General features: G+C 39.9%; 14 protein-coding genes. 11 read left to right on the top strand and 3 right to left on the bottom strand.

The annotated features are described in order from the left end of the window. Positions 1-8 precede the first annotated feature (8 nt). Positions 9-227 carry a helix-turn-helix domain-containing protein gene (locus E0W68_RS09510; protein WP_135219196.1) on the bottom strand — a complete coding sequence of 73 codons (219 nt, stop codon included), beginning with the start codon at positions 225-227 and terminating at the stop codon, positions 9-11. A 274-nt stretch (positions 228-501) separates the two neighbouring features. On the opposite strand from E0W68_RS09510, the gene E0W68_RS09505 reads away from it, so the two are divergent. The 11 genes from E0W68_RS09505 (at position 502) to E0W68_RS09455 (ending at position 11,084) form a co-directional block, all read left to right on the top strand. Continuing rightward, a complete protein-coding gene (locus E0W68_RS09505) occupies positions 502-1,533 on the top strand; it encodes a Clp protease ClpP (protein WP_135219195.1) in 1,032 nt (343 codons plus the stop codon). Then, the gene (locus E0W68_RS09500) at positions 1,533-2,591 is read left to right on the top strand and encodes a hypothetical protein (RefSeq protein WP_135219194.1); all 1,059 of its coding nucleotides are present in this window, start codon (positions 1,533-1,535) and stop codon (positions 2,589-2,591) included. The genes E0W68_RS09505 and E0W68_RS09500 overlap by 1 nt, the downstream gene beginning before the upstream one ends. A gap of 177 nt (positions 2,592-2,768) precedes the next feature. Next, positions 2,769-3,368, top strand: coding sequence for a hypothetical protein (locus E0W68_RS09495; RefSeq protein WP_135219193.1), 600 nt, complete (start codon positions 2,769-2,771; stop codon positions 3,366-3,368). Between the two features lie 3 nt (positions 3,369-3,371). Beyond that, complete coding sequence (locus tag E0W68_RS09490; protein ID WP_135219192.1) at positions 3,372-3,851, top strand: hypothetical protein; 480 nt, start codon at positions 3,372-3,374, stop codon at positions 3,849-3,851. Then, the gene (locus tag E0W68_RS09485) at positions 3,848-5,005 is read left to right on the top strand and encodes a hypothetical protein (protein ID WP_135219191.1); all 1,158 of its coding nucleotides are present in this window, start codon (positions 3,848-3,850) and stop codon (positions 5,003-5,005) included. Before E0W68_RS09490 ends, E0W68_RS09485 begins: the two co-directional genes overlap by 4 nt. Then, positions 4,977-5,483: a DUF6712 family protein gene (locus E0W68_RS09480; RefSeq protein ID WP_135219190.1), complete on the top strand. Its 507-nt coding sequence runs from the start codon at positions 4,977-4,979 to the stop codon at positions 5,481-5,483. Before E0W68_RS09485 ends, E0W68_RS09480 begins: the two co-directional genes overlap by 29 nt. 4 nt (positions 5,484-5,487) lie before the next feature. Continuing rightward, a complete protein-coding gene (locus E0W68_RS09475) occupies positions 5,488-9,114 on the top strand; it encodes a hypothetical protein (protein WP_135219189.1) in 3,627 nt (1,208 codons plus the stop codon). 5 nt (positions 9,115-9,119) lie between these two features. Further along, positions 9,120-9,347 carry a hypothetical protein gene (locus tag E0W68_RS09470; protein WP_135219188.1) on the top strand — a complete coding sequence of 76 codons (228 nt, stop codon included), beginning with the start codon at positions 9,120-9,122 and terminating at the stop codon, positions 9,345-9,347. Positions 9,348-9,647: 300 nt separating this feature from the next. Then, positions 9,648-9,914 carry a hypothetical protein gene (locus tag E0W68_RS09465; RefSeq protein ID WP_135219187.1) on the top strand — a complete coding sequence of 89 codons (267 nt, stop codon included), beginning with the start codon at positions 9,648-9,650 and terminating at the stop codon, positions 9,912-9,914. Next, positions 9,895-10,425, top strand: coding sequence for a M15 family metallopeptidase (locus tag E0W68_RS09460; RefSeq protein WP_135219186.1), 531 nt, complete (start codon positions 9,895-9,897; stop codon positions 10,423-10,425). The genes E0W68_RS09465 and E0W68_RS09460 overlap by 20 nt, the downstream gene beginning before the upstream one ends. Continuing rightward, positions 10,422-11,084: a DUF6549 family protein gene (locus E0W68_RS09455; protein ID WP_135219185.1), complete on the top strand. Its 663-nt coding sequence runs from the start codon at positions 10,422-10,424 to the stop codon at positions 11,082-11,084. The genes E0W68_RS09460 and E0W68_RS09455 overlap by 4 nt, the downstream gene beginning before the upstream one ends. Here the strand turns inward: E0W68_RS09455 and recO are convergent. Both recO and porZ read right to left on the bottom strand, forming a co-directional pair. Next, positions 11,077-11,790 carry a DNA repair protein RecO gene (recO, locus tag E0W68_RS09450; RefSeq protein WP_135219184.1) on the bottom strand — a complete coding sequence of 238 codons (714 nt, stop codon included), beginning with the start codon at positions 11,788-11,790 and terminating at the stop codon, positions 11,077-11,079. The two genes, E0W68_RS09455 and recO, sit on opposite strands and share 8 nt — an antisense overlap. Before the next feature lie 26 nt (positions 11,791-11,816). Beyond that, positions 11,817-14,081 carry a type IX secretion system anionic LPS delivery protein PorZ gene (porZ, locus tag E0W68_RS09445; RefSeq protein ID WP_135219183.1) on the bottom strand — a complete coding sequence of 755 codons (2,265 nt, stop codon included), beginning with the start codon at positions 14,079-14,081 and terminating at the stop codon, positions 11,817-11,819. Positions 14,082-14,207: the final 126 nt, after the last annotated feature.

Genomic DNA, 14,207 nt, shown 5'->3' with positions numbered 1-14,207 from the left:
GACGTTTTTTATTTAAGTTTCTGAAATAAAAACTCCATAGACACATCAAGTCCTTTACAAAATTTATGAATATTTTCAAGAGTTATGTTCTTTTCGCCTCTTTCTACCATCCCAACATAAGTCCTATGAACATCGGCTCTATAAGCCAATTCTTCTTGAGAAAGTTTCTTTTCTAGCCTTATTTCGCGGATTAACTGTCCAAATTTTAATGAAAGCTCTTTATTCATGTGTATACTATAGTTATACAAATTAAAAACTAATAGTAAAGTCAAGCCACATACTAAAGTTAGCACTATTTATTATCATACACTTACTGAAAACCCCGCTTCAGCAAAACCCTAAAATACCTTTGTAACTTTGTAACATCAAAAACAGCGCTGTTTATATAGCCAATAGTAAACAGACAAAAGGCAAAAAGATAACATCCCTAAAACTAATGGCTATTGCCTTTTCCCTATTGGCTAAATAATTCCCCCCAATATTTCACTCATTCCATATCGAATGACAGGAAACATTTATATCTCCGGTCAGATAGGCACGTTTGATGGCGTTACGGGTACAGAACTTATCGATGTGATAGGTCAGGTAAAAAAACAACCCCAAGCAACCGCCTTCAACGTGCACATCAACTCCGAAGGAGGCTTGGTAGATGTAGGTTTCGACATTTACCATTACCTGCGCGCTTTGGACAAGCCCATAACCACCATAGGCAGCGGTATCGTGGCAAGCATAGCCACCGTAGTATTTATGGCAGGCAACAAAAGAGTAGTTAGAGAAAACACCCCTTTTATGATACACCTCCCTTGGGGTGGCTCTATGGGTACTGCCGATGAGCTCGAAAAGTTTGCCGACCAACTACGCGCCATAGAACACAAAATGGTAGGCTTTTACAAAAAAGCCCTTAACGTACAGGAGCAGGCAATACTGCCATTGCTCAAAAACGAAACCTGGCTAACGGGCACACAGCTCACCGCCCTTGGCTTTACTACTTCGCAGCAAGTCAAAATCGCTGCAAAAGCATTCATTAATCCAAAAACTATTATGAGAGGAACACTTACCGAAAGGGACAGGCACTGGATGGAAGGTCTGTTCAACCGAGTGCTGGCAAAATTTAAGCACAACACTATTTACAACAAAATCGTGCAGGATGCCACAGGCGCAGAACTCGATTTTACCGAACTGCCCGATGATGCCATCATCGAAATTGGCGCAATTGCCACAGTAGAAGGAACACCTGCCGAAGGCGAGTACATGATGCCCGATGGTGTAACCTATGTATTTGAAGCAGGAGAACTGGTAGAAATCATAGAGCCCGAAGAAGGTGCAGGTACCGGTGCAACCGCAGCCTTGCGTGCCGAAAACAAAGCACTGAAACGCCAGCTAAACACCATAAAAGGCGAAGTACTGGCACTAAAAAGACAAGTGGGCAGCCGCTACAGCCTTGACGGCAAAAAAGTAGCTGCACGCAAACCGGGCGAAAGTGACAGGCTATCCGGTATGAAGCAATATTTGCAAAATAAAAACAGGAAGTAATGGCACTAATTAATGCAGATGCGTTAACACTGAACGCCCGTGAGGCCGAAACGGTAAGCGAGGTAATTTTTGAAAGGGTATTTAACGACAGCGACCTTGCCGAATATCACGAAATAGAAACAGGCATTGATGTAAAAACCCAAATAGCCTTTGCCGAAAGACTGGGGCTGCTGGGCAAAGCAAGTGTAGGCTGTACGCCAAACGAAGCGGGCGGGTTTGCCCTTACCGAAAAATTCTGGACACCTGTACTGGAAGACTTCAGACTGAAACACTGCCAAAACGATATGCCTGCGCTGCTGAAACTTTTCAGAAAATCGCAACGCATTAACCCGGACTTTTTTGATGCTATAGGCTCAGAAGAATTTGGTGTTATCATCGCAGCAGTAGAATCGGCAATGCTGGAAAATATGCACCGCAAAATATGGTTTAACGATACCGCTGCCGCAACAGTAGCAGATGAAGGTGTGTTTACCAATGGTACTGATTTGGGTTACTTTAACTCCTTCGATGGGTTGTTTAAACAAATCATGGCAGAAGTACCTACATCGGCTGCCAACTATGTGGCTATTGCTAAAAATGCAGGCAACTCTTATGTCAACCAAGCCCTTGCCGAAGATGCAGCAATAGCTATATTCGAACAAATGGTTACTGCTGCCGACGAGAGGCTTGTAGCTACCGAAGACAGTTTTATACTGGCTACCCGCACCCTTGCCGATAACTACCGTGCTACCCTGAGAAACAAAAACTTAGGCTCAGGATTCCTTGAAGTGGTAGAAGAAGGCAGACCAAAATTGTACTTTGACGGTATCGAGGTAAAAGTACGTTATGACTGGGACAGGTATATTAAAACCTACCAAAACAACGGCACTACATGGAACCTGCCACACAGGGCAGTGTTTACAACCAAAGCAAATATACCCGTAGGAACACTAAGCGAAGACGACTTAACCAAGCTGGATGCTTTTTACGACAAAACGCTGAAAACAAACATTATGGATGCTGCCTATACTATAGATGCCAAACATCTTGAAACCTATATGACGGTAGCAGCATACTAAGCCAATAGTAAAAAAGTATTCAGTCGTAGTGAGCAGTTGCTCCCTCAGTATCATTGCGAGCAAATCGAAGCAAACTAAAAAAAATAAAGATTGCTTCGTCGTACCTCCTCACAATGACGAATAAACCAATTATCAAATCAACAAATCACAATACTTCAACTTTAAAAACAAAACAAAATGCCAGTAGATTGTACAGGAAACTTAACAGCAGACATTTTATTTGACTGCGCCAATGCGCCAATAGGCGGAATAGAGCAAAACATCGTGCTTATCAATAAAAACGATATCGATTTGACAGCCACAACTATTGATGGTACTAACCGTATTTTGGTTACTAACCTACAGTTGAAACCCGGAACTACCGGTTATTTACTCTCCGGTGTAAAACAATCCAACGGAAAAGCATGGGAGTTGGTGAAAAAAGAAAACGCGCCCGACAAGTTTAAACACACCTTTAGCGGTGTAATTTTTAACCCAAGTGCAACCAACAAGCAGCAGGCTGACGAATTATCTAAAGGTGCCAAATATATTGCCGTAGTAGAGCAAGTATGGAAAGGTGCCAGCAGCGCAGACGCATTTGAGATACTGGGGCTTACATCAGGCTTAGAGCTTACTACTATGACCAACAGCTCTAAAGAAAACGACAACATGATTGTTTTCGAACTTTCTTCTGCCGATGGATTTGAAGAAACAACAATGCCAAAAACATTGCTTGAAACTGATTATGACACTACCAAAACAGCTTTCGAGAACAAGTTTGCTCAGGCTGAATCATAAGTCATGGACTTTACCACTATGGATATCCGTACCGTCACCCAAGGAAAAAGGGGTGACGGCGTACGGTATCTCCAGCTATTTATGCAGGAGTACACGTCTTTGTTTAACGAGAGGGTAAACCCCGGTTGCCCTAAATGTTTAACCCAATACTTAACAAAGTATAAAAACCACTTTAAGACTATGGCAAATACATCAAAATACAGGCTACATGCCAAATACGAAAATATACCGCTGGAGTTTGGATCTCCCATATTGGTTAACAATGCCAATATTACGCCCGAATATGCCCAGAAATTATTAAGTCGCCCTAACGGCGAACGCCTTTTTGCCCACATCCCCACCGAAGAAGCATTAATAACAACAGAACCAAAACCAAGAAAAAAACGACAAGTAAAGAAACAACCTTTACAACACGATATAAAAAAACAAGCCGATCTTGAAACCGATGATGCCGATACTTTGCCTAACCCCCAAGCACAATGAGAACATTACTCATAGATGTATGGAAAAGGCTAACACCCTGGAGCAAAGGCGCTGATGTATATGCCAATGATACTGATAACGGCTACCCCGAAAGGATGGACAGACTGATAAACAACAGCGTTACGGCAAAATCGGCAGCAGCCATAATGGTGCAATACCTCATCGGTAAAGGGTATGGGGAGGAAAATGACAACCTCATTATCAACAAAGATAAAAACCTGAAACTGATTGATTTTATCGATGATGTAGCCGACGATTTGGTAAAACAACGGGGCGTTTTCATTCACGTGAATTGGAATGCACTCTACCAGATTGCCGATTTTAGCGTAATACCTTATGAGTGGTGCCGTATTGGTAAAACAGACAGTAATGACTATGCCGGCAAGATAGCCGTTTGTAAAGAATGGTTACGCCCCAAAAAAGCCGACATTCAGCTTATAGATGTTTTTAACCCTCGAAAAAAGGTAATTGATGCACAGGTGGAGAAAGCCGGCGGATGGGAACATTACAAGGGGCAGGTACTGTATGTTAATATGGATACCAAGCTCATCTATCCCCTGTCGCGTATCGATTCGGTAGCAGATGATTGCGACAGCGAAGCACAGGCAGCCATCTACAAAAACAGATTGCTGCGCAAAGGTTTTTTTGGTAATACACTGGTAGTAACCCGCCCGTTGGTTGGCGAAGGGCTTGAACCCGGAAGCCATGCGCTGCTGGATGCCGAAAGCGAACGTGAGAAGTTTCAGGAGGCTATAAAAGACAGTCTTGGTGCGCAAAACACAGGCGGTGTACTCTGCTTAGAAATGGATTTTGCTGGCGAAAAACTGGAAGATGCCATATTGATAAAACAGATTGAGAGCAAGATTGATGATAAGTTGTTTAATTATACCGAAACCAGCGTTCGCGAAAATATTTTGGTAGCATTTAACAATCTTCCGGCAGGGCTTATTAAAACCAATGAAGCATCGTTATTCGGCAACTCCGGCGAAGCTATCCGCGAAATGAAACGCACCTATTGGGAAAATACTACCAAAGAGCGTAACCTGCTCACATCGGTTATCAATCAGTTACTGCAACAATCGCAAGATTATGCCAGCCTTACCGTAGAACCTTTAAAACTTATAGATGATGCAGCCCTTAATAACCCGGAATGATATTGCACAATACAAGCAAATATCTAAAACACCCAATGATGCCAAGCTGAACGAAATGATACTGGATGCACAGCTACTGGATATACAGCCGTTGCTGGGCGAAAAGCTGTTTAATGCTGTTATGGCGTCGCCCGAAGATTTTACAGTCTTACTGGAAGGCGGTATTTATGAAAAGGACGGTATAAGCTATACCAACTATGGTTTAAAAATGGTACTGTCCTACTTTACCTATGCCCGTTACATGATGTTTGCATCGGTAACGGATACGCCGTTTTCGGTAGTAGAAAAACTGAATAGTGACAGCCGTCCTGTAGAGGCTACTACCAAAAAAACAATATACCAGCTTAACCGTGATGCTGCCTATAAAGTATGGGAAAGCGTGCACAACTGGCTGGTAAGAACAAACAATGAGGAGTATAAAAAGAACTGCGGAGTGGCGAACACTAACCAAGGGATGCGATTTACCAAAATAGGATAAAAAAATGATTATAATAAACAGTTTAAACGAGAGTAGGTTTACCCTGAATGGTATTCAGTTTTTTAAAAATTATATATCAAAAATTGCGGGGGATAAAATAAAAATATTCAACTGCTATGAAAATTCAGATGTATTGGTTGATTTTACAGAATATACCGATATAGAGCTAAACGGAACTACTTATGAAAGTGCCGAAGCATTGCAGGCAGGTATAATAGATGTTATTTACAGTCGTTTAACGTCAGGCGGAAGTTCCAGTCCTGTTCTCAATCAAAACAATGTAGGCAGGTATTTTATTTTTGGAGAGCTGATAGGAGAGGGTGATATAACAAATACACAGGCTGTTGCTTGGTTAAATTCGCAACCATTTTTCCTTATTTTTGATGAAACAAAAACGCCTATCTTTTTCGTTTTTACCAGAGGGGGTAAAAAATATATTTTTATTTTTTTAGATGGTAAGGGTAAGTGGGGTAATTCGCCTCCTCTCATTAGCGATGTTAATCCGTATAGCGTAAATAATGTTAAAATACTATCTATCTTTAACACAGAGCCTGATGATGTTACCGACAACCCCGGTGCCACAATAATAGATTTAGGAAACCTGCCCACCGGAAACTATCTGCTTGCAGCTAACAGCACGGAGCGCGATTTTAGCGATGCCGGAACGTTTGATGAAAACGATAATATTGTAACCTACTATTTCAGTTACACTCAGGAAGAAGTCTTATATTTTGTGCAGTTTGTGGGCGCAGCAGGTATATACAGCGGTACGCTAACAGAGGCTGATTTGGTGGCAACTACCAATAGTAATATAGCTCCTGTAAATCAAAACAATACAGGGGTAAAAATAAACATAGGTAACTTTTATGTAAATCCTTTAACACCGTTAGAGCAAACAGTTACAAAGGTTAATACACAATATCCTTTAAACATTTCGGAGATTCAAAGCCCGGTATTACTGTATGGAATAAAATTAGAAACTCCTCCGGGTTTCACAGGACCCGGAAGCCCTCCGGCAATCCCAACGGTTAAATATTGGTTTCTGTTTTTAGGCGGTAAAGGTTCTTGGGGCGTTGGCGGTACACCCATAACATCTGCCATGCTGTATGTCCTGCCTTCGGAAAACCTGCAACCTGATGATATCACAGAATCTGATACAACGGAAATAATCCCTTTAGGAAACATTGAATCGACAGATAATTTTTTGAGTACTGCCAACTCCGAAGAACGAGATTTTAGTGATGAGGATATGACTTATTACTTTAGCTATACAGTAACAGAAGGCGAGGGAGAAGATGCTCAAGATGTTCTATATATAACAATATTTGTGGGAGAGCCGGGAACGTATGGAGGCTCGACCGGAAATAATTTTGTTGAGGGAGATTTTATAGGTATTACTAACAGTATTATATCGCCCACTGTTATTCCTAATTTACAATCTGTATTAGAAAGCGGAAGTATAGCCACAATAGTAACCGGATGGCAAATAACCAGTGATGATGGTAGTGACATATCTACCGTAGGTGCTGGTACAGACGGTATAGGGTTTACTTACAATGATAATTTTTTAAATATAGAAAATGATTTAGTAACCATAAATTCGCGAGTACAGATACAGCCAGCAGTATCAGATAATCAAGCGGTTACCAAAGGGCAGTTGGATGCGGTTGCTGATGGGTTGAATATACCGGATGATTTTCAAATTTATTGTACATACGATAGTGCTACGGATAGAGGTAATAATATGCTTTATCGTACAGATACTGACAGGAATTTAGATATTAGTGTTTATACCGAAGCCGAAGTTTGGAGTACAAATTGGGTTGGAATAATGGGTAATACCATACTTGTGACAGGTCAGTTATATAATGAGGTTGAGGCTACGGGAAATTTATTTTTATTGAGTTTAATAGATTGCAAAATAATAAATAACGTACTAATTCCTAAATCTTTTGAATATAGAGAATTAACAGAGATATATAAGAACAGTAACAACGTGCCTTTTGCACTACATGCTTCGAGAATTAACAGAGGCTTTTGGTATCTGACTACAAGAACACAAAGCAGTAACTCTACTGTACCAACACAAATATTAAAAGTAAACCCGTACGATTTAACCGATTTAACCATAAAAGAGTTAGCTGTAGATGGTGATTATAATGGTTCTACTGGTATGATACAGGTATATAAAAACAATATATACATGATGTTATCTGCCTCAACTACAGCAGGTAATAGATTAGTTAAATTTGATGAAAATTTAGAAAACCCAGAGGTATTATTTACTGTAGGTAATATAAGCTCAAATGAAAGGGTAAGAAGAGATGGTGTTTTTATAATATATAATGATGAGGTTTTTATACCTTATGTTGACAATACCTCAGCTGGTTATGATTATGTAGGTATTTTTAAATATAATTTGCTTAAAAAGCAGTTTATATCCAAAAATTTAATAACACTAAGTACAGGTTCTACTAATCAGGTAACACCTCATTGGATTTCAGAGTTTAACGGTGCTATTTTATTTCATACTGGTGGAAGTACCACCCCTAATAATTGGTATGTAGCTGTATCAACAAGCGATTTATCACTTATCACAAAAAAAGAATTACCCTTTAAAATTAGCAACAATAACAGCGTTATGAACAATGGGGATGTTCATCTAAACCCTGAGCTTACAACAACAGCTACTTTATTGAGAGGGAAATATAATGACGGAGATAGTTTTATTGCCGATAGTTCAATAGGCTTCTATTCATTAGGTTCACCCGAAAGAGAAAGTTATAAAGAAACTGTAATTTCTAAAACATCACAGTTAGAAAATAATAGCTTTATCCCACTCACAGGAACAACAGAAGGTAATCCTGTTACTGGAGATATAGAGATAGAAGATTATACCTCTATAATTTCACAATCAGCAACTAACCCAGATTTCACAAGAGGGTTACAATTTGATGATGGTAACATGAGATTTTTCTTTAACGATGCTGACACAGGTTATGTATCATTTTTTGGTGCAGGTGACAGTACTACTGGTTTCGCTATTAATACAGATGATCCAGCAGCAAGAGGTTTAATAGGTGAACAAGATTTCACTCCAAACATTCAATCCCTCGATTATGTACAGAAAAAATACGTAGATACCCATGCACCACGCATCCTTCATAATGATGTTACAGACAGTACTACAATTACAGGTACAACTACTAACACGATTATAAAGTCATACCTTATTCCTGCTAACACTTTAAGTGCCGGAACTTTGTCTTTCGTTGCTAAATATCTAAAAATTGGTAGTAATGATAATGTAACACTAACTGCTTATATAAGAAGCTCCGATACTTTAAGCGGAACTGACGGAAGAATAGGGATTTGGACTCCTATAGTAGCAGGCAGGCAATTTATAGAATATGGCAGGACTATTACAATTAAAGCAGGCGGAAGTACTTATGGGTTTCCTGATTTTATATCAAACCAATACGGAGAAAGTGATAATAGCAGTTTGCCTTCAGGTGTAACCATTGATTTTGAAGTAGATAATTATATTATACTTACATTACAAAACGCGAATGCAGACGATGCTATGGTACAAAAATCAGCAGAGGTAATATTTAAAAAATCCACAAATTAATAACTATGATATATACAATTTATAATACTGAAAACAACCGTGTGGCATGGTGTGAAGATATAATAAGTCCTGAAAATCTAAATGCACGTTTAGAAGAAATAGGCTCTCCTTATGCAGCAAGTGAGCACTTGTGTACCGAGAAGTTTTATATCGCGAAAATAAACCCGGAAACGGGCGAGTTTAGCGAAGATGCAACACCCGAAGAGATTGCCAGTGTAGAAATTGAAGAATAAAAAAACAAAGCATGAAAACACTACTGAAATCGCTTACATTTTTTTTAGCTAAAAGCCTTTATTACCTACACGTAGGAGGTTTTTTTGTTAAAATTTGGAGCGCAACAAAATTATCAGTCGCGGTGGGCATCCCTACGTGGTTCGTTTCTAAAGTAACGGGTTGGGGAGTGTCTAACAGTGATTATATCGCAGGGGTTTTAACCTGCATAGCCATTGACCATGTTATAGGTAGTTATTATCATGCCTTTAAAATAAACGATTTTACAATCAAAAAAAAATGCTGTAGGTTTAATCACAAAATTGTCATTATGTGCCGGCGCAGCTATCCTGTTTGAAATAATACACAATGTAGTTAAGGAAGCAACGCTGATATATGATTACCTGAAGATAGTAACAAGGCTCATTGTAATACTATACCCTGCAGGTTCGGCATTTATGAACATGAGTGCGCTAACCAACGGCGTTTTCCCGCCGTTAGGTTGGATAACAAAAATTAAAGCGTTTAATAAAGACCTTGACTTAGAACGATTTACTTATAATAATAACAATGGACAAAATAACAATTGAACGAATTAAGCTAATGCACCCCGGCCTGCGCAACGAAGTGCTCGAAGCCTACAAACATGTAAACAACAAGCTATTGGGCAAAGGCGTACGGCTCCGGTTTAGCAGTACCCTGCGAACCGCCGAAGAGCAAGCAGCGCTATATGCACAAGGCAGAACCAAACCCGGCAATAAAGTAACCAATGCAAAGCCATGGCAGTCCATACACAACTATGGGTTGGCAATGGACATCATCATCCTGCTGGATAAAGACGGAAACGGAACATTCGAATCAGCATCATGGAATACAAAATCAGATGATGATAAAGATGGTACTGCCGACTGGATGGAAGTAGTTAACTACTTTAAATCCATAGGTTGGGAATGGGGCGGCGACTGGAAATCGTTTAAAGATTACCCCCACCTCGAAAAAACCTTTGGCTACAACTGGAAAAAATTAAAAGCAAAAATTGATAACGAAGACTTTTTTACCGAGACCATAAACGGCAAGATTTATCAGTGGGTAAATTTATGAAACGATACATCTCGTATAGTGTAATTGCAGTACTTATAACAGTACTGCTTTTACAATGCGAAAAAAATACTGATTATCGAAATATCGCCAAGCAAAACGAAGAAGCGTTAACCGACAGTATAAAACATTACAAAAACAAACTGGGCACCATAACGGCAAGCAGGCAAACCCTGCAACTAACCCAACAACAACTACAACAGGAGCTTATTGAAAAAGATGCCGAACTGGCTGCATTGGCAGCCGAGTTTAAAACCATAAAAAACCTAACCCGTTTTAAAAGCAATATACAATTAGAGCCTGTCAATTTTGCTTTTGATGAGCCCCTATATCCCGCTTCCGCAGAAGACACAACGGATTATTTTGAACGAAAAGGATTTACCCAAACCCAATGGTACAGCATGGGCTATAAGGTTACTAACGACAGCCTTACCATACAACCCTTTACAACCTGGACAGAAACCACAGTAATAACAGGCTTTAAACGCAAGTGGTTTTTGGGCAGGCAAACACTGGTAACCGATGTTACCAATACCAACCCATACATAAACGTTACCGCCATACAAGCAGCCGATGTAACAGTACCCGAACCCTGGTATAAAAAATGGTATATGTGGCTTGCAGCAGGGTTTGTAACCGGTATAGCTGTAACGGCTAACTGAATACCTCTTTAAGCACCTCGATAGATTTGGGGCGTACAAAACCATCCATATGAAGCGAATAGTAATCCATCAATATCTTTAAAAGAGCTTGCCGTTCCGAAACGTGAAATACTTTGGCTGCATTGTCGGGTTTCAACAACATCAATTTTCGCAGCAAAACCGTTTCCTTTTCGGAGAGGCAGCTTATGGTTTCAAAAGGTATAAAAACCCCGTCGGACATTTCGAAGTACGGATTACTGTTAGCAGGGCTTTCAGGATAAAACCCTAAAAACTTTGTAATTTCCAGCAGCAGTATTAAATGAAAATTAGCCACCTCATCATGCGTGTCCAGCCAAAGTAAAGCCGTTTCCAGGTAGTTATATAAGTTTTGGTTTTGCTCCTCCTCTTTAATGCAATGATGCAATATCTCGGATATAAATATAGCAATGGAGGTTTTTACAATATCCGTATTTATAGAGTGGTACGGATGTGCCAATCGCACTTCTTTAAAATACTCCAGCCTGCCGTTATTTTTATGAGAAGCCTCTATCTCCAGAATATTCAACGGGCGGAAATAAACCGTTTTTTGGCTGCTTTTCCGGGAAGAAAAAGCATCTCTTACATAATACGATTTCAGCCCGTCAGATGCTGTAAAACACTTTACAATCAGGCTTTTTTCCTGATAGCGCAGCGAGCTGATTACTATTGCATTAGTTTTTACGAGCACATTATTAAAGTGTCTGGTTTCCTTATTTATCGTATTATCATTACCTTTTTAACCTTGGTTTCAGCACCATCATCAGAGGCTATAAAAATCATATATACCCCCGATGCTACTTTATACCGCCCAAAGGCAGTAGTATCCCACAGTATAGTACCACCTTCGGAGGTGGTTTCATATACAAGGTTGCCCTCTATATCGGTTATCTTTATGTTGGCATTATCTATAAGCCCGCTTATTTTTACCTCACCTTCAAACCCCGGGCGCACAGGGTTAGGATATACATATACATTACTCAAGTCGCCTGCAGCCTCTGTAGCAGTCCCTTTATAGGCAACCATACCTTTATCTGTTGCAAAATAAACATCGCCTGTTTTAGAGTCTATAGCAATATCATTTATAGTATTACTGGGTAAAGGCGAGTTTAATTTTGTAAAATGAAAAATAGTTCTTTGCCCGTCGGGCGATACTAAAAATGCGCCGGAGCTTGCCGTTCCTATCCACTTATTGTTAGAGCCGTCAACTTCAATATCACTTATATTCTGTTCATAAAGCAGTTCCTGTGCCAGCCCGTCTTCTTCAATAATAACAGCATTGGTGCTCAATACATCATCGGTTAAAAAGCGGTCTATGCCGGGCAGTACCCGCAACCCTCCTGATGTACCTATCCACAGCCTGTTGCTGTTATCTATAGCTACACACTTTGCATACTCGTTAGGGAGGTTGCCAATATCATCATCACTGATTACAATAAACTTATTATTCAGGCTTTCGTTGAAACCTATAAGCCCTCTGTTAACCGAAGGAATCCATTTAGTACCATTCCTGTCAATAACCATTTTTTGGTAGGTTACCGATTTTGGTGCACTTACTGCATCAACAAAGCTGTAAGATGTCCAGTTACCGTTACGAAAAACTTTTAAAGGCTTTTCTGTCAAATCATTAGTCATCCATAACCCGCCCGTATCATCAAAATACAGGCTGTTTACCCTAAGGTTGGCAAAGCCGCTCAACTGTTGTTGGTTTTCCAGCGCACTATTACTCTCGTCATACAGTTGTACAGGTACATCATCTTCAATCCGTAAAAGACCGTTATGATAAGACGATACATATACCTCGGTGGTATTGTTAGGGTTAACAGCAATATCGCTAAGCGATTTTGCACCCAGTACATCTTCGGTAGGGATGTTAACCCACCCTTCGGGCGTCAACTTACTAATACCCCTGTCTGCATAATCAGGCACAAACTGATAATTATACCCCCCAAATACCGCCCATAAAGCATTGGCTGTTTTTTCGATCGAAAAAACACTGCTCAGCAAAGGGCCGTTTGGTGTAATATTTTCGGAAATTGAAGTGTTGTTAAGAAACGTTTGTATTACTCCATCGTTCCTCGTTCCTACAAATAGTTGTTCGGATACTATTGTTGCACAGGTAAATATAACATTTTGCCCCGGCAACCCATTGAGTTGCAAAATCTGGAGCAAGTCTTCATCATAAACAATAATACGGTTTGGGCTGGTTACTACCATATAACCATTAGCCGACCTGACATCTACAGCGGCACTGCCCATTGTGGTAATAGGCTGTAAACCGGATGTTAATCGAAAAAGAGTCCCTCCGTTATCTACACCAAAAAGATTATCAGAAAAAGTAGTAATACCGCTCCAGCTTCCTATATATAGCTCTTCCCACTGGTTATAGTCGTTAAGGTTCGGGTCAGATAATTCCCCCCTGCGCACCCCGTTAGTCGCTGTAGCCGCATATATATATCCGTTAAATACTGTTGATTGTATTACAGGTATCTCTGCCCCGTTAGGACCAAGATAGTACGTATCGCCAAACTCGAGCGAAGCGATATCGAAAACGGCAATACCAAAATCGCACGAAATATAGGCCTTCCCCTCATGTTCGGCTATGTGGTTTATTCGCTTTTTAGAAGTCTGTACCGTAGCCTCTTCTACTATATCTATTTTATTTAAAAAGGTATTATCACCATTTACAACAATAAGCAATCCGTTATCACTGCCCACAAGAATACGGTTATATTCGGCACTGTAATGTATGGCTGTAATGGTTTCGGGTTTAAGCCCATCTACTGATGTGATGGTTTTTAGCTCATTGGTAATAAGGCTTTTTGAAAACATAGCACTTTCGGAAGCGGCATATACCCTGCCGTTAGACTGTGTTATATCCTGTATATTATTATATGAAAAATGACCAACCCATTGCTGACCGTTTTGTGCAAAAAGAGTATAAGCAAAAAGAAATATGTATATCCCGAAAAAACGTTTCATTAACTATGTATGTAGTATTTCAAAGCAAATATAAGCTAAAACGCATTTATTACCATTTTTGTATATCGTATATAAAAAAAAGCCCCTGCAATGCAGGGGCTTTTCATTGAACCAAGTTAACTATGG

This window comes from Flavobacterium salilacus subsp. salilacus (assembly GCF_004634195.1).
Classification (GTDB): Bacteria; Bacteroidota; Bacteroidia; order Flavobacteriales; family Flavobacteriaceae; genus Flavobacterium; species Flavobacterium salilacus.
This window is presented reverse-complemented; position numbering and strand designations above follow the sequence as displayed.